The following is a 15,456-nucleotide window of genomic DNA, read 5'->3' as shown; positions in this document are numbered from 1 at the left end:
AGAGGGCTCATCGATAGGACAAACTATGCATAAATCACTCAATTTTCTCGCACCGTTCGCATTGATCGCTGCGATGGCGTTGCCCGCAATTGCCCAAGATACTGTCGGTAGAGACAAAGTCGTCGCCACAGTGGATGGGATCGACATCACGATCGGTCACATGATCGTGGCCCGCGCCATTCTGCCAGAGCAATATCAGCAACTACCTCCCGAGGTCTTGTTCACCGGGATCCTCGATCAATTGATTCAGCAAACTGCCATGGCTCAGGCCTTTACTGGCGATTTGCCAGCGCGCATCAGCTTGCAACTGGAAAACGAACGTCGCTCGTTGACGGCCGGTGAAGTGATCGAAGGTGTGATGACCGACAAGATCGACGATGCCGACATTCAAGCGGCCTACAACGCGGCATATGCCACCGTTGAGACCAGCGAAGAGTTCAACGCATCTCATATTCTTGTTGAGACCGAGGAAGAAGCGATCGCGATCAAGGCAGATCTTGATGGCGGTGCTGATTTCGCAGCCCTCGCCATGGAGAAATCTACTGGGCCCTCAGGACCCGGTGGCGGTGCGCTTGGTTGGTTCGGTGCAGGTGCCATGGTGCCTGAATTCGAGGCGGCTGCGATTGCGCTGGAACCGGGTGCCGTATCTGATCCCGTCAAAACCCAGTTCGGTTGGCACCTGGTAAAGCTGAACGAAAAGCGCATCAAAGAAGCGCCCGCGTTGGATGATGTCCGCGAAGAGCTTGAGCTTCAGGTTCGTCAAACCCGCGTTCAAGAGGCAATCGATGGCCTCACTGAGGCCGCAGATGTGGACCGTTCAGGCAGCGAAGGGATCGACCCATTGATCCTGCAACAAATCGAATTGCTGGAATAAACCATGGCAACGATCACTGACGTCTCGCCGCTCGCCCCTGCGCAATTTCCTGACCTGCCAGTCATTGCTGGCGTCCGATTTGCAACCGCGGCGGCGGGCGTCAAATACCAAGGTCGCACCGATGTAATGCTGGCGATGCTTGATCCCGGTACCGTGGTCGCCGGAACGTTTACCCGTTCTGCCACGCGGTCGGCGTCGGTGCTGGATTGCCAGGAAAAAATCTTGAAGACATCATCAGATGCTGCGGCGATTTTGGTGAACTCTGGTAATTCAAACGCATTTACTGGCAAAAACGGTTTCGTTGCCGTCCAAGCCATTGCCGCGGCCGTTGCTGACGTCTGTGGTATCGCGGTGAACCGGGTGTTCACATCTTCAACTGGCGTCATAGGCGAACCGCTGCCGCACGACCGCATTACTGCATGTCTATCCGAACTCCATACCCAACTGGACAGGGCTCATATTGCAGACGCGGCCGACGCGATTATGACGACTGACACCTTTCCCAAAGGCGCGCACGCAAGTGCGACGGTCAGCGGCAAAACCATTACCATTGCGGGTATCGCCAAGGGATCCGGAATGATTGCGCCAGATATGGCGACGATGCTGGTCTACATCTTTACCGACGCAAAAATCGAACAAGCCGCGCTACAGCAACTGGTGGCGGGCTACACTGATACGACCTTCAACTGCATCACGGTAGACAGCGACACCTCGACCTCTGATAGTTTGATCGTTGCAGCGACTGGCGCGTCAAACGTTGACGTGTCCGGCAACGTTGACTTTGAAAGCGCCCTACATGAAGTGATGATGGATTTGGCGCATCAGGTGGTGCGCGACGGCGAAGGTGCGAGCAAATTCGTTGAGATCAACGTGACCGGTGCGGCATCTGATGCCGATGCCAAGATCCATGCGATGTCGGTAGCTAACTCCCCTCTCGTCAAGACTGCGATCGCAGGGCAAGATCCAAATTGGGGCCGCGTGGTTATGGCAATCGGTAAGTCTGGTGCCGCCGCGGACCGCGACAGACTTTCAATCAGCTTTGGCGACGTTGAGGTCGCCAAAGATGGTTGGCGCAGCCCGGGATATTCCGAAGAAGCCGCCGCAGCGCACATGAAGGAAGAGAACATTGTTATTTCGATTGATCTCGGTTTGGGCTCAGGAAAATCCACCGTTTGGACGTGTGATTTGACCCATGGATATATCTCAATCAACGCCGATTACCGGTCTTAGATCGGAAATGAAGATCGTCCTCGTCTCTGCTGTTGCGCTGATTGACCCGGATGGGCGGGTGCTGCTGGCCCAACGCCCTGAGGGTAAATCGATGGCCGGTTTGTGGGAATTTCCCGGTGGGAAAGTGGAGCCAGGAGAAACACCCGAAGCGGCCCTGATCCGCGAACTGCACGAAGAGTTGGGGATTGATACCTGGTCATCTTGCCTCGCACCGCTGACCTTTGCCAGTCACAGTTATGATGATTTTCATCTGCTTATGCCGCTTTTTGCGTGCCGCAAGTGGGACGGAACCCCGCAGCCCAAAGAGGGCCAAACATTGAAGTGGGTACGGCCCAACCAGATGCGCGATTATCCCATGCCCGCGGCTGACATTCCATTGATCTCTGTCCTACGCGACTGGCTGTAGAATCTCTGGCGAAATATAATTACAAAATCACCTGGCTAATTTCGCGATTCTACAACGATTGTTCTGGATTAGTTAACAATGAGGCCTAGAGTGGTCATTAGTCACATTCTGGGGAGGAGATGACATGCTTCGTACAATCGCGTTGGGTAGCTGCGTATCCGTTCAGGGTATTTTTGTTCGCTCAATGCCTGACGGACGTATCTCCGTTCAGGTAAACGACACAGTATATTCCGGTATTCCGGTCTCAAAGAAAAATTGATCTGACAAATTGGTCAGCAAAAAGGGGACGGCTTTAACACCGTCCCCTTTTTCATGTCTAATGGTCAGCGATTTAGCTCAGCGTGCGTGTCACTTCTTCGCGCTCAAAAATCTCGATAACATCGCCAGGGCGAATATCATCGTAGTTCTCAAATGCCATGCCGCACTCTTGGCCAGATTGCACTTCAGGTACTTCATCTTTGAAGCGCTTGAGTGTCTTCAGCGTACCTTCGTGGATCACCACATTGTCGCGCAGCAGGCGCACACCGGCAGAGCGACGTGCAACGCCCTCAGTGACCAAACACCCAGCAACTTTGCCAACACCGGTAACCTTGAACACCTCTTTGATGTTTGCATACCCGATGAAGTTTTCCTTGATCTCGTTGCTCAACAGGCCGCTTGCGGCTGCTTTCACATCATCGACCAAATCATAGATCACTGAATAGTAGCGAATCTCTACGCTCTTTTGGTTTGCCGTATTCCGAGCAGACGCATTTGCACGGACATTAAAGCCCATGATTGGCGCGCCAGACGCTTCGGCCAAACCGACGTCAGTCTCTGTGATCGCGCCCACACCGGAGTGGAGCACGCGCACGCGAACCTCATCGTTGCCGATTTTCTCCATCGCCTGAACAATTGCTTCGGCAGAACCCTGCACGTCCGCTTTGATCAGAATAGGCAGTTCGGAAACGTCTTCGTTCGCCTTGGCATTCGCCATCAGCTGTTCCAGCGTCGTTGCTGCACCGGCTGCTGCGCGCTTGTCTTTGGCGGCGTTTGCACGGTATTCCGCGATTTCACGCGCCTGAGCTTCGGTTTCAGTCACGCTCAGCACATCGCCGGCTTCGGGTGTGCCGTTCAGGCCAAGAACCTCAACAGGGACGGATGGTCCGGCCTCTTTGACGCGCTCACCTTGGTCGTTGATCAGCGCACGAACCTTACCGTACTGCTCACCCACAACAAAGATATCACCTTGGCGCAGTGTACCGTTCTGGATCAGAACCGTCGCTACAGGGCCACGGCCGACGTCGAGTTGTGCTTCAATCACGGCACCAATCGCAGCCCGGTCCGGGTTTGCTTTCAGTTCAAGCAATTCGGACTGCAGCGCAATCGCCTCAAGCAGCTGATCCAAGCCTTGACCCGTTACAGCAGAAACTTCGACGTCCTGAACTTCACCAGACATCTGTTCCACGACCACTTCATGCTGAAGCAAATCTGTCCGAACTTTCTGGGCATTCGCAGCAGGGCGGTCGATCTTGTTGATCGCCACAATCATTGGCACTTTCGCCGCTTTTGCGTGGTTGATCGCTTCGATGGTCTGCGGCATCACAGCGTCATCGGCTGCGACAACCAGAACGACAATGTCCGTCACCTGAGCGCCGCGTGAGCGCATAGAGGTAAAGGCCGCGTGGCCCGGCGTATCGAGGAACGACAGCACTGCACCAGTATCGGTGGTTACCTGATAGGCCCCGATATGCTGCGTGATCCCGCCAGCTTCGCCAGCGACAACTTTAGCATTTCGGATGGCGTCAAGCAGCGATGTCTTGCCGTGGTCGACGTGGCCCATAATCGTAATAACGGGCGGACGTGGCTGCAGGTCCTTCTCGTCATCATCGATCACTTTGATCACATCTTCGACGTCTGCATCGGAAACGCGTACAACCTTGTGGCCGAATTCCTCGATGATCAGCTCCGCTGTGTCCGCATCAATTGTTTCGTTCTGCGTAACCATCAAGCCGTTGTTCATCAGCGCCTTAACGACAGCACCGGTTTTTTCGGCCATCCGAATGGCGAGCTCAGAAACCACAATCGCTGGCGGCAAATTCACGTTGCGCACGATCTTTTCACGCTCAACATTGCCGCCAACGGCCTTTTGACGGGCACGCTCCTGCTTACGCTTCATCTGCGCCATAGACAGCTGACGGCCACCTTCGCGGCCAGACAACGCTTGGTTCAGCGTCAGCTTACCTGAGCGACGGTTGTCTTCGTTTTGACGGTTGCGCTTGTCGGTGTCCTCGCGGTCACGATCTGTTTTACGCACAGGCGATGCAGGCAGTGCCTTATTAGGCTGCTGCTTGACGGCCGCAGGTTGAGCTGGGGCAGCAGCGGCTTGCGTTGCGGCTTCCGCTTCGTCCTTGCGACGCGCATCTTCTAGTGCCTTTGCCTTCAGGCTTTCTTCGCGCTCACGCTCGGCAGCCTCTTTGGCGTCAATCTCAGCACGACGGCGCTCGCGGTCTTCAGCGCGGGCTTTTTCATCTGCTTCACGCTTGGCGGCCTCTACGGTCTCGCGGGCCTTAGCAGCCTGAACTGCCTTCAGACGGCGATCCATTTCGGCATCAGTGATACCGGCGGGACGCTTGGAGGGGTCACCAACGGGACCGGCTCCCGGACCAGATGGCTTTTGGCCACCAGGTTTCGGGACCACAACGCGCTTGCGTTTGGTTTCGACTACAACGTTCTTGGTCCGCCCATGGCTAAAGCTTTGCTTTACGTTGCTCGGACGCGCAGGCGCGCCGCGCAGACCCAATGTTTTCTTGCCGTCACTATCGCTCATTTAGCTCGTCTATCCTTTCGGCTGGCCCTTGCCAGCCTCGTTTACGCGTACGCCCTTTAGTCGATTGGCTTCCTCTACAACACGTTGCGTGAGTCCACCAGAGGCGAGCGCCCCATGTATCACAGTTTGGCGGCCGAATGCCAAACCCAATTCATCTGCCGTTAGCCAGCCAATATAATGACCGTAATGCGGCGTACTTAGTTTCGATTTGCCCCGCCCTGAGCCATCTACGGCCTGTACCAGAACTTCGGCTTCTTCCATTTGCAGCCAGCCTTTGACCTTCTCATAGCCCGCTACGGCTTTTCCGGCCTTGCGCTGCATCGAGATCAGATCGACCACGCGTCTGGCCAACTGCTTTTCTACTTCGTCCACCAGATCTTCTGGCACTTTGACCGGTTGTTTCGCACTGCGCGAAAACAGGCCTTTCTTAACGGCCAGCTCAAGTGCAGCACGATCCGCCGACACCCAAATACCACGACCCGGCAGTTTCGCCAGAATGTCCGGCACAACCTGCCCTTCGGGTCCGACTACAAATCGAACCAAGCCATGCGTCGGCTGAGCCTCGCCTGTAGCGATGCATTTGCGTACTGGACCATCCTCGCGGTCTTTTTGAGCGCCTCCGCGTCCCATCCGGTATTCCCGAGACCTGCGATCAGGCCTCGGCTTCCTCTTCTACTTCGTCGTGACCTTCTTCGCTTTCGGCGTTTTGCGCCTCAAGTTCCGCCGGATCAACCCAACCCAACAAAACGCGGGCCGTCATAATCATCTTTTGTGCATCCTCAAGGCTCAGGTCAAACGGCTCAAGCGTGCCATCATCTTTGACCCGCTCCCCATTTTCTGTTGTCCAACCACCGGCCAGTTCCCAATCCGCACAGGTTGCGAAATCTTCGAGGGTTTTTACATCATCATTGGCCAGCGCTTCAATCATCTGGGGTGTCAGACCCTCAAATTCAATAAGGCTGTCCTCTACACCCAAGGCACGAGCAGCATCCAGCGCCGCCTTGTTCTGTGCTTCTAGCACATCACGGGCGCGCGCCTGCAATTCGCCAGCAGTTGCTTCATCAACACCGTCGATGACCAGCAATTCACCTACTTCGACATAAGCTACTTCCTCAAGGTTCGTGAACCCTTCCGACACCAGCAGCTGAGCAAAGAACTCGTCCAGATCAAGGTTATCCATAAAGAGCTTCGTGCGCAGTTCAAATTCTGCCTGCCGGCGCGAGCTTTCCTGCTCTTCGGTCATAATATCAATGTCGAGGCCCGTGAGCTGGCTTGCCAGACGCACGTTTTGACCACGGCGACCAATCGCAAGGCTCAACTGCTCTTCTGGAACAACCACTTCGATTTTACCGGCTTCTTCATCCAGAACAACTTTGGAAACTTCAGCAGGCTGCAGCGCGTTCACAAGGAACGTTGGCTGATCTTCATTCCACGGAATAATGTCGATCTTTTCGCCCTGAAGCTCGTTCACGACTGCCTGAACACGAGAGCCACGCATACCAACACAGGCACCTACAGGATCAATGGAGCCATCATAAGAAATCACGGCAATCTTGGCACGTGAGCCTGGATCGCGGGCAACAGCTTTGATCTCGATGATGCCATCGTAAATTTCGGGCACTTCCATCTTAAAGAGCTCGGCCATGAATTCAGGTGCCGTGCGCGACAAGAAGATCTGCGGGCCGCGCTGCTCGCGACGCACATCCTTGATGTAGACACGGATGCGGTCGTTAGGACGGTAAGATTCGCGGCCAATCTTTTCGTTGCGGCGCAAAATCGCTTCGCCTGCACCCACATCAACAATGACATTGCCGTATTCTTCGCGTTTGACCAAACCGTTGATGATCGAGCCTGCACGATCCTTGAATTCCTCGTACTGACGGTCGCGCTCTGCTTCGCGCACCTTCTGGAGAATGACCTGCTTGGCTGACTGCGCCGCGATCCGGCCCATTTCAACGGGTGGCACTTCTTCGATAAATTCCTGCCCTACTTCGGGGCTGTCCATATATTCTTTGGCCTGCTCAACAGTGAATTCTGACTGATAGTTTTCCAGTTCAGATTCTTCGACCACAGTACGCACGCGGGTAAATTTTGCGCGGCCAGTCTTGCGATCGATATGAACGCGAATGTCCATTTCTGCGCCGTAGCGTGACTTTGCAGCGCGGGCGAGCGATTCTTCCATCGCTTCGATAACCAGACCAGGGTCGATCATCTTTTCGCGGGCAACAGCCTCAGCGGTTTGCAGCAACTCCAGCTGGTTGGCAGATGTAATGGCCATTTATTCGTCTCCCTCGCCAGACTCTGTCTGGATCTCATCAAATTTGTCTTCGTCGATTAAGCCCGCAGCTTTGCGCTGGCGCAGCATTTCCTTGATCAGGTCTTCCGTCAGCACCAGTTTGGCATCTGACAACCAGTCGAACTTTAGTCCAATTGTGCCTTCTTCGACATTGATCAGAACCTCGTCACCCTCGATTCCCGCCAGCTCGCCTTTAAAGCGGCGGCGCCCATCAATCAGGTTACCCGTTTCGATCTTTGCTTCATACCCTTCGAACGCTTCAAAATCCTTGAGTCGGGTCAAGGGGCGGTCGATACCGGGCGAAGACACCTCAAGCGTGTATTCATCCAAGATTGGGTCTTCGACATCCAGTGTCGCCCCAATAGCAGTGCTAATCTTGGCGCAGTCATCAACTTCGATCCCACCTTCAGGCTTATCCGCCATGATCTGCAGGATCGTTGATTTGCCGGACATCAATCGAACGCGCACCAATTCAAACCCCAGATCTTCGATCACGGGTGTAATAATTTCGGCCATACGACGGTCAATGGCGGCTTTGGCAATTAGGTCGTTGCTCATGGGTACAGTGGTTGCTTTCAGGCACAAAAAAACGGGCGCGCGGCCCGTTGTGAATTTCGGTGGTGCGTTTGGTTTGGACCCGAACGCGCCGCTGTTATAGGGCATATAGGCCAGCACGCACCAATCCGCAACCCCTCGTTAGGCCGCCCACCAGCGCTGCGCCGCTCGTAGGTCATCCATCGAGTGCCGGGTTCCGATGTTTCCAGGCATTGCAATGCTACGAGAAGCGGCTTGCCCGGCGTCCAGATGCACCGCGATGTCATCAAAGATGGCGAGTGGCGTGCCGTCTGTCAGATCCACGGCATCGACAAGATATTCCGCCAGCGCTTGCACACGTACAGCTTCAGATGGGATCGACACCAGTTCAATCCGGTCAAACCAGCCAGCTAGCCCGTCCTTCCAATGGTTCGGGCTGCGCTGCGCCAACAATTGCTGGCCTGGTGCGAAGTGCACTAGTTGATAGAGGCCAGTGCCAATCCCCTTGTCCAGCGCATGGGCCGGTCGGATCACATGGGCCGGGGCCGCAAGGGTGAACGGAAATGCGGGGTCAGGACTATCCAATGTCGCGCGCACGCGTTGGGGTCCTTCGGCCTCTATCGTCGCAGCTGGCCCGATACTGCGACGCAAGCTTGCGACAACATCAGAAGCGCCAAACGCATGACCGTCGTGAAACATCACATCGCGGCGCAGATCAAAACTCCAGGTGCGGCTGTCTGCACTGGCGTTCCATGCGGTGGCCAACTCCGGCCGCAGCGTGCCATCGGCAGCAACCTCAGTCAGGGCTTCAAAGACAACGCCAAGGCGCGCAACTTGCATAAAAAGGCCATCACCCTTGGCCCAACTGTCCTTGCGAGAGGCTCCCGATAGAGCCAACCGCAGCTTGCCGCCTTGCTGTGGCAAGGGTCCTGCCGAAACGCCAGCCGCAGCCAGCAATGCTGCCGCTGCACCACTGGCAAAAAGCGCACGGCGATCAACGGAAGGTTTGCGCATCATTGCTGCCCGATCCGATCCATAGCGCGCACCAGCTCTGCGCTGATGCCCGGCTCTGAAAGAGCATGTCCGGCATTGCGTACCATTTTCAACTCAGCATTGGGCCAAGCCTGCGCCAATTCATAAGCGCTCGTTGGTGGGCAGATCATATCATAGCGACCCTGCACAATAACGCCCGGGATATGCGCAATCCGGTCCATCTGCGCGAGGATTTGACCGTCTGTGTCAAGAAAGCCTGCATTGGTGAAATAGTGATTCTCTAGCCGTGCAAAGGCACGCGCATATTCTCCCGGCCCCTCCGACATGCCCCCCGACGAATGGATCGATGCAAGCGCATTTTCCCAGCCAGCCCAAGCACGGGCATACTGCGTTTCAATCTGCGTATCGCCAGAAAACAGCCGTCGATGGTACGCACCGATGAAATCATCCTGTTCCTCTTTGGGAATCAACGCAGTAAAGCGCGCCCAGACTTCTGGCCAAAAGCGCCCAGCGCCACCGCCATAGAACCAGTCCAGCTCAGCTTGGGTCATCAAGAACACGCCGCGCAGAACAAGATGGCGAACAGCCTCCGGATGGGCCTGTGCATAGATCAACGACAAGGTAGCGCCCCAACTGCCGCCAAAAACAATCCAGTCGTGGATCTGAAGTGTTTCGCGGATCAGTTCGATATCCGCAACAAGGTGCCATGTGGTGTTGTCGACAACAGATGCATGCGGACCTGAACGGCCACAGCCTCGCTGATCAAACAGGATAATTCGGAAAATTGCCGGATCAAAATAGCGCCGCATCGACGGGCTACAGCCGCCGCCGGGCCCCCCATGCAGCACGACAACAGGGATGCCTTTCGGGTTCCCACATTGCTCAACATAGATCTGATGCCCTTGGCCCACGGCAAGCATCCGCTGGTCAAAGGGATCGACCGGCGGGTAGAGATACTGTACCGCGCGTTTTTGATCAGGGATTTTGTCCATTACCGCCCTATATATCACGTATCGAACAAATGAGCATATGGAGAACAGAATGCAAGCGCCTCAAACCACCGTTGACCCCGCAGAGATCGCCAAATTCGAAGCCATGGCCGCAGAGTGGTGGGACCCCAATGGCAAGTTCAAGCCTCTCCATATGCTCAATCCCTGCCGGTTGGATTACATCACCAGCCAAATCGCCGGCGAATTCGACCGCGACCTGAAATCAGCAAAACCTCTTGCTGGCCTGCGTATTCTCGATATCGGTTGCGGCGGTGGACTGCTGTCAGAGCCGATGGCGCGACTTGGCGCTGAGGTTGTAGGGGCAGATGCAGCAGAGCGAAATATCCCAGTCGCACAAGTGCATGCCGAAAAATCAGGGCTCGAAATCGATTATCGTCACACCACTGCCGAAGCCATGGCCGATGCTGGTGAGCAATTTGACGTCATTCTAAATATGGAAGTGGTCGAACACGTTGCGTCCCCGATCGATTATCTGATCGCGTGCCGTCAACTGTTGAAACCCGGCGGGCTGCATCTGTGTTCGACCCTAAACCGAAATCCCAAATCCTATGTCATGGCGATTATCGGCGCTGAGCATGTGATGCGCTGGCTGCCTAAAGGCACTCATGAGTGGTCCAAGTTTATCACGCCCGATGAACTGTTTGAACTGCTCAAACAGGCCGGACTAAATCCCGTCGACCGCAAGGGCTTCGTTTTCAATCCGCTAGGGTGGTCTTGGAGTTTGTCAGACAGAGATTTAAGCGTGAACTATGTGACGGCGAGCCTAAAGCCCGCCTAAAACGTCAGATTAGCTGCTTACGCAATTCGCGAAGGATCGGCAGCGTTGCGCGAACCTTTTCGTCGCCCAGTTGATCCACAACCTGATTGATCATCGGGGTCAGCGCCGTGATTGCTGTGTCACGTGCCAAACGGCCTGACGGGCTGATCGACACCATCTTGCGGCGCGCATCATCCCAATCGGGGCGTACATGGACATAGCCCGCCCATTCCAGCTTGGTCAGGGTGTTGGTCATTGCGCCACGCGTCACATGAAAGGTCTCGGCCAATTGCGCCGGACTGCGCTCGCCTTCGCGCCAAGCAAGGTGATTCAAGACAGAGAAATGCGAAATTTCCATGCCTTTTGGCAGAACTTTTGACAGCCGACTGCGCAGCATCTGATCTGCCGCAAGCACTTCACTAAAGAGCATGATGGCCAGAGTATTGCTGTCGTCACCCATTCACGGACCTTTGAATTCTCGCTTGTGTTTCAGACTGGGCACCTTAGCCCGCGCATTTGAAACATGTTCCATGTCGAGATCAAACATGTAAATGCCTTCTTCGCATTCTGCGTCAATCAATACCTCTCCCCAAGGAGAGACTGCCAGCGCGTGACCGTATGTATGACGCGTCTTATGGAGGGCGCTCGCGTGCTCTCCCGTTTGTGCAGGCGCAAGGACATAGCACCCCGTCTCGATCGCGCGGGCGCGCAACAGGCTATGCCAATGCGCAGCACCTGTAACGGGCGAAAAAGCTGCTGGAACGGTAATGATCTGAGCACCCGCTCCCACTAGTTTTTGGTAAAGCTCCGGGAAGCGAACATCGTAACATACTGACATTCCGATATTGGCAAAGGGTGTTTTTGCCACAACCGCCTGTGTGCCTGGGCGGTAACTACTCGATTCGCGGAACGTTTCGGTCTCATTAATCTGCACATCGAACATGTGGATCTTATCATAGCGCGCCGCGATCTGACCCTCTGGATCAATCAGGAAAGACCGGTTTGCAAAACGGCCATCAGGATCCTCAGTCTTGAGCGCAAGGGACCCGATCAAAAGCCAGATGCTGTGATTCGCGGCAGCACCTCGCAGCGCGGCCAGCGTGATATCGTCTTCTTCGCTTTGCAAAACTTCTTGCTGATGCCGACGGCTGGTAGAAATGCAATTCGCTACTTCGGGCAACAGGACGAACGCGGCACCCTGAGATGCCGCGTTTTCAATATGCGCCAATGTGATCGGCAGGTTCGCCGCCGGATCATCGCTAACGCTAAGCTGGACAAGCGCTGTCTTCATCAGGCCGCAAGCAAAGTATCGAGCTTACCCGCCTGCTCCAAGGCAAAGAGATCATCGCATCCACCAACATGGGTTTCGCCCACAAAAATCTGGGGAACAGTACGGCCTCCATTGGCGCGTTTGATCATCTCGGGCTTGCGCGCAGGGTCAGCAAGCACATTGATTTCAGAAAAGCTTATGCCCTTCTGGTTAAGCAACCTTTTGGCAGCTTGGCAAAAACCGCAAAGCGGTGAAGTATAGATTTCAACAGATTTCATGGCCCAAAGCCCCTTATTCAACAAAGCCGTTTCAGGTGATTTAGGTATCTTTAGCAGCTCTTGCTAGGGTCAACACGCGCACGGGGCCTGAACCTGCGTCTAAACACGCCCGTGTCGCTGCGCCCAGAGTGGCCCCAGTGGTCATTACATCATCAATCAATAGAACCGGGCGACCTACGATGCGGTGCCGCTTTCCTGGGCTGACAGTGATGGCATTCTCAAGCGTTTGATATCGCGCGGCGCGTCCCAAGCCGCCCAACGACTGCGTTTGTTGGGAGCGCAACAACAGATCGGGATTCCATGGCAGGCCTGATTGTCCGGACAAAGCCTTGGCCAATAGCGCTGATTGATTGTAGCGCCGCTTGAGCAGGCGCAGCCAGTGCAGAGGAATGGGTAAAATGATCATGTCATCTCTCATTATCCCGCGCGCGGCGTTCGCCATCCAAAGAGCGGCAGGCTTTGCGATCTCTTGCCGGTCACCATGCTTGAGGGCCAGCACAAGCTTGCGGCCCGTATCGCGGTAAATCAGCGCTGAGCGACCTTGTTTCCATGGGGGTGGCTCTGCCATGCACGCATCACACCGGACCAGCTCATTGTTTTCAACGCCCAGCAATTGAATGCCGCAGCCGTCACAAATGGTCCCCCCAACAAAAGACGTATCCCGCCAACACGAACCGCAAAGACCAAAGTCAGTATCCACCGTCTTACCGCAGGTCAGACACCGGGCCGGGTAAATCATCGAAAGGGCCGTTTGAAGTCCGGACCACGCCAATCTATTATCCTTTCATGTCCAACCAACTTACAGACCCCCGCGCATTGGCCCTTAACCGTGCCCGCGCTGTACCTGCCGCAATGTTCTTGCATGATGCTGCCGCTGAGGAAGTGCAGGATCGCCTAGGGATGGTTAACAGACCGTTTACATCTGCGGGTGTGGTGAGTGGTTTCCCACAAATCTGGGGAACGGTATTTCCCAACGCGCTTATGGTGCCGGACACCGATACTTTACCGCTTGAACTAGCGGCTCACGATTTGGTGTTGCACATGATGGCGCTTCATTGGGCAAATGATCCTGTTGGGCAGTTGATCCAATGCCGCCGCGCCTTGCGCCCTGATGGCCTGTTCCTTGGAGCCTGTTTTGGCGGGCAAACGCTGGTCGAACTGCGCCAATGCCTCAGCGAAGCCGAGATCGCGATCACTGGCGGTTTGTCACCGCGTGTGGCCCCAATGGCTGAATTGCGCGATCTGGGTGGCCTTTTGCAGCGCGCTGGGTTTGCCCTCCCCGTCGCGGATAGCGTGACCCTGAAGGTTGAATACCGCGATATCTGGCACCTGATGCGCGACTTGCGTGCCATGGGAGAAACAAACGCCCTTGCACGCCGCCTGCGTAAACCAACGCGCCGTGCAGTAATTCAGCACGCCGACATGCTTTATGAAAAGTACTTTTCAACTCCCGAAGACAGGATTACCGCAACCTTCGATCTGCACCTGCTTACAGGTTGGGCCCCCTCGGATAATCAACCAAAGCCCCTGCGCCCCGGCTCCGCGCAAAAGCGGCTTGCCGATGCGCTCGCGACAAATGAGCAACCCTTGCATGATTGACGTCGGCATAAATCCATCTATTTCAGCCAAGATAGCCCACATCAGGAAACGTCCATGACCGATACACGCCCGACACATGCCGCGCCGGATCATCCTGCCCTACCAAAGCCCAAAATTGGCGTTTTGTTGGCCAATTTAGGTACTCCAGAAAATTATGACTACTGGTCAATGCGCCGTTACCTAGGTGAGTTCTTGTCTGATAGACGCGTGATCGACTACAGCCCGTGGCTTTGGCAGCCTCTTTTGCAGCTTGTGATCCTGACCAAACGACCCTTCACCAGCGGTGCGGCCTATAAATCGATCTGGAATGAAGAAGCAGGCGAAAGCCCCTTACTGACAATTACCAAGGCGCAGACCGCCAAGATCGAACAGAGCATGAAAGAGCGCTACGGCTCAGACGTTATGGTTGATTTCTGCATGCGCTATGGCAACCCATCAACCAAGTCGCGCGTTAAAAATATGGTCAAAGCTGGATGCGATAAAATCTTGTTTTTCCCACTTTATCCGCAATACGCAGGTGCCACGTCTGCAACCGCCAATGATGCATTCTTTGCGGCGCTGGCCAAGGAAAAATGGCAACCTGCAAGCCGCACTGTTCAACCATATTTTGATAGGCCCGACTATATCGACGCTCTCGCGCAGTCGATTGAGCGCAGCTACGCTGGGTTATCAACGCGACCCGACATCTTAGTTTGCTCGTACCATGGCGTCCCGATCCGCTATTTGATGGAAGGTGACCCGTACCACTGCCAATGCCAGAAAACGACACGCCTGCTAAAGGAGCGATTGGGATGGGACGACACAGAAATTAAGACAACTTTCCAGTCAAAATTCGGACCCGAAGACTGGCTTCAGCCTTATACTGTCGAAGAAGTCGCGCGTCTTGCTGAAGCAGGTAAAAAGAACATTGCTGTTTGCGCTCCTGCCTTTTCAGCCGATTGCATCGAGACGCTCGAAGAAATTAATGAAGAAATAAAAGAAAGCTTTGAAGAGGCCGGAGGAGAGGTTTTTACCTACATTCCATGCCTCAATGATGATGACGCCCACATTGCGGCGCTATCATCTGTCATAGAGGATAATCTGTCAGGCTGGATCGATCCCGTTTAACCGGCGTTAAAGCTGACCGGCCAATAAAAAAGGCGGTGCCAAAGCACCGCCTTTTTTCAACAACCGAAGTTGTAATTAGTCAGCAGCAATAGCTGCAGCAACGACCACGAGCAAAAGCAGTGGAATCAGAGCGCCCGAGGACGAACTTGTAGCTTCTTCTACGATGACCGGTGCTTCGATGATCGGATCTGCAACTGAACCTGCAAATGCGGTCGAAGCTCCAGCTGTCAATGCAGCGGCGAGAACGAGTTTCTTCATAACATAACCTCCAGAAAAGGCGTCGATGTTTCTCG

General features: G+C 54.9%; 18 protein-coding genes. 7 read left to right on the top strand and 11 right to left on the bottom strand.

Annotation, left to right across the window (positions count from 1 at the left end; translation table 11 throughout):
- Nucleotides 1-25 precede the first annotated feature (25 nt).
- The 4 genes from C1J03_RS00625 (at nt 26) to C1J03_RS25930 (ending at nt 2,769) form a co-directional block, all read left to right on the top strand.
- Entirely contained in the window at nt 26-874 is an 849-nt protein-coding gene (locus C1J03_RS00625) for a peptidylprolyl isomerase (RefSeq protein WP_114882677.1), read from the top strand.
- A 3-nt stretch (nt 875-877) separates the two neighbouring features.
- Nucleotides 878-2,104, top strand: a complete 1,227-nt coding sequence (gene argJ / locus C1J03_RS00620; RefSeq protein WP_114882675.1) for a bifunctional glutamate N-acetyltransferase/amino-acid acetyltransferase ArgJ — start codon at nt 878-880, stop codon at nt 2,102-2,104.
- A gap of 7 nt (nt 2,105-2,111) precedes the next feature.
- Complete coding sequence (locus C1J03_RS00615; RefSeq protein ID WP_114882673.1) at nt 2,112-2,510, top strand: (deoxy)nucleoside triphosphate pyrophosphohydrolase; 399 nt, start codon at nt 2,112-2,114, stop codon at nt 2,508-2,510.
- Nucleotides 2,511-2,634: 124 nt separating this feature from the next.
- A complete protein-coding gene (locus C1J03_RS25930) occupies nt 2,635-2,769 on the top strand; it encodes a hypothetical protein (RefSeq protein ID WP_302661612.1) in 135 nt (44 codons plus the stop codon).
- A 72-nt stretch (nt 2,770-2,841) separates the two neighbouring features.
- Here C1J03_RS25930 and infB read toward each other — a convergent pair whose 3' ends face one another.
- From infB to pip, 6 genes are all read right to left on the bottom strand, one after another.
- Nucleotides 2,842-5,319 carry a translation initiation factor IF-2 gene (gene infB, locus C1J03_RS00610; protein WP_114882671.1) on the bottom strand — a complete coding sequence of 826 codons (2,478 nt, stop codon included), beginning with the start codon at nt 5,317-5,319 and terminating at the stop codon, nt 2,842-2,844.
- 9 nt (nt 5,320-5,328) lie between these two features.
- Nucleotides 5,329-5,949, bottom strand: coding sequence for an RNA-binding protein (locus C1J03_RS00605; RefSeq protein ID WP_114882669.1), 621 nt, complete (start codon nt 5,947-5,949; stop codon nt 5,329-5,331).
- Between the two features lie 22 nt (nt 5,950-5,971).
- Entirely contained in the window at nt 5,972-7,597 is a 1,626-nt protein-coding gene (nusA, locus tag C1J03_RS00600; RefSeq protein ID WP_114882667.1) for a transcription termination factor NusA, read from the bottom strand.
- Nucleotides 7,598-8,173 carry a ribosome maturation factor RimP gene (gene rimP, locus C1J03_RS00595; RefSeq protein ID WP_114888776.1) on the bottom strand — a complete coding sequence of 192 codons (576 nt, stop codon included), beginning with the start codon at nt 8,171-8,173 and terminating at the stop codon, nt 7,598-7,600. It abuts the gene before it with no gap.
- Nucleotides 8,174-8,311: 138 nt separating this feature from the next.
- Nucleotides 8,312-9,166: an ABC transporter substrate-binding protein gene (locus C1J03_RS00590; RefSeq protein WP_254694145.1), complete on the bottom strand. Its 855-nt coding sequence runs from the start codon at nt 9,164-9,166 to the stop codon at nt 8,312-8,314.
- Nucleotides 9,163-10,134 (bottom strand): prolyl aminopeptidase, encoded by a 972-nt coding sequence (gene pip / locus C1J03_RS00585; protein ID WP_114882665.1) that lies wholly within the window; start codon nt 10,132-10,134, stop codon nt 9,163-9,165. The genes C1J03_RS00590 and pip overlap by 4 nt, the downstream gene beginning before the upstream one ends.
- A 49-nt stretch (nt 10,135-10,183) precedes the next feature.
- Here pip and ubiG point away from each other — a divergent pair, with 49 nt between their 5' ends.
- Nucleotides 10,184-10,930, top strand: coding sequence for a bifunctional 2-polyprenyl-6-hydroxyphenol methylase/3-demethylubiquinol 3-O-methyltransferase UbiG (gene ubiG, locus C1J03_RS00580; protein ID WP_114882663.1), 747 nt, complete (start codon nt 10,184-10,186; stop codon nt 10,928-10,930).
- A 4-nt stretch (nt 10,931-10,934) separates the two neighbouring features.
- On the opposite strand, the gene C1J03_RS00575 is transcribed toward ubiG, so the two are convergent.
- From C1J03_RS00575 to C1J03_RS00560, 4 genes are read right to left on the bottom strand one after another with little or no spacing between them, the layout of a single operon-like run.
- Nucleotides 10,935-11,369 carry a MarR family winged helix-turn-helix transcriptional regulator gene (locus tag C1J03_RS00575; RefSeq protein WP_114882661.1) on the bottom strand — a complete coding sequence of 145 codons (435 nt, stop codon included), beginning with the start codon at nt 11,367-11,369 and terminating at the stop codon, nt 10,935-10,937.
- The gene (locus tag C1J03_RS00570; RefSeq protein ID WP_114882659.1) at nt 11,370-12,200 is read right to left on the bottom strand and encodes a carbon-nitrogen hydrolase family protein; all 831 of its coding nucleotides are present in this window, start codon (nt 12,198-12,200) and stop codon (nt 11,370-11,372) included. It lies immediately after the preceding gene.
- Nucleotides 12,200-12,457 (bottom strand): glutaredoxin 3, encoded by a 258-nt coding sequence (gene grxC, locus C1J03_RS00565; RefSeq protein WP_114882656.1) that lies wholly within the window; start codon nt 12,455-12,457, stop codon nt 12,200-12,202. Before grxC ends, C1J03_RS00570 begins: the two co-directional genes overlap by 1 nt.
- A 40-nt stretch (nt 12,458-12,497) precedes the next feature.
- On the bottom strand, nt 12,498-13,196 hold the full coding sequence (locus C1J03_RS00560) for a ComF family protein (RefSeq protein WP_114888774.1): 699 nt from the start codon (nt 13,194-13,196) through the stop codon (nt 12,498-12,500).
- 47 nt (nt 13,197-13,243) lie between these two features.
- Between C1J03_RS00560 and C1J03_RS00555 the strand changes: the two genes are divergently transcribed.
- The gene (locus tag C1J03_RS00555) at nt 13,244-14,056 is read left to right on the top strand and encodes a methyltransferase domain-containing protein (protein WP_114882654.1); all 813 of its coding nucleotides are present in this window, start codon (nt 13,244-13,246) and stop codon (nt 14,054-14,056) included.
- Between the two features lie 54 nt (nt 14,057-14,110).
- Nucleotides 14,111-15,163, top strand: coding sequence for a ferrochelatase (gene hemH / locus C1J03_RS00550; RefSeq protein WP_114882652.1), 1,053 nt, complete (start codon nt 14,111-14,113; stop codon nt 15,161-15,163).
- Between the two features lie 75 nt (nt 15,164-15,238).
- Here hemH and C1J03_RS00545 read toward each other — a convergent pair whose 3' ends face one another.
- Nucleotides 15,239-15,421 carry a hypothetical protein gene (locus tag C1J03_RS00545; RefSeq protein ID WP_114882650.1) on the bottom strand — a complete coding sequence of 61 codons (183 nt, stop codon included), beginning with the start codon at nt 15,419-15,421 and terminating at the stop codon, nt 15,239-15,241.
- Between the last annotated feature and the right edge of the window lie 35 nt (nt 15,422-15,456).

The organism is Sulfitobacter sp. SK012, from assembly GCF_003352085.1.
Classification (GTDB): domain Bacteria; phylum Pseudomonadota; class Alphaproteobacteria; order Rhodobacterales; family Rhodobacteraceae; genus Sulfitobacter.
The sequence above is the reverse complement of the archived record's forward strand: the minus strand, read 5'-3'. Positions and strand labels throughout refer to the sequence as shown.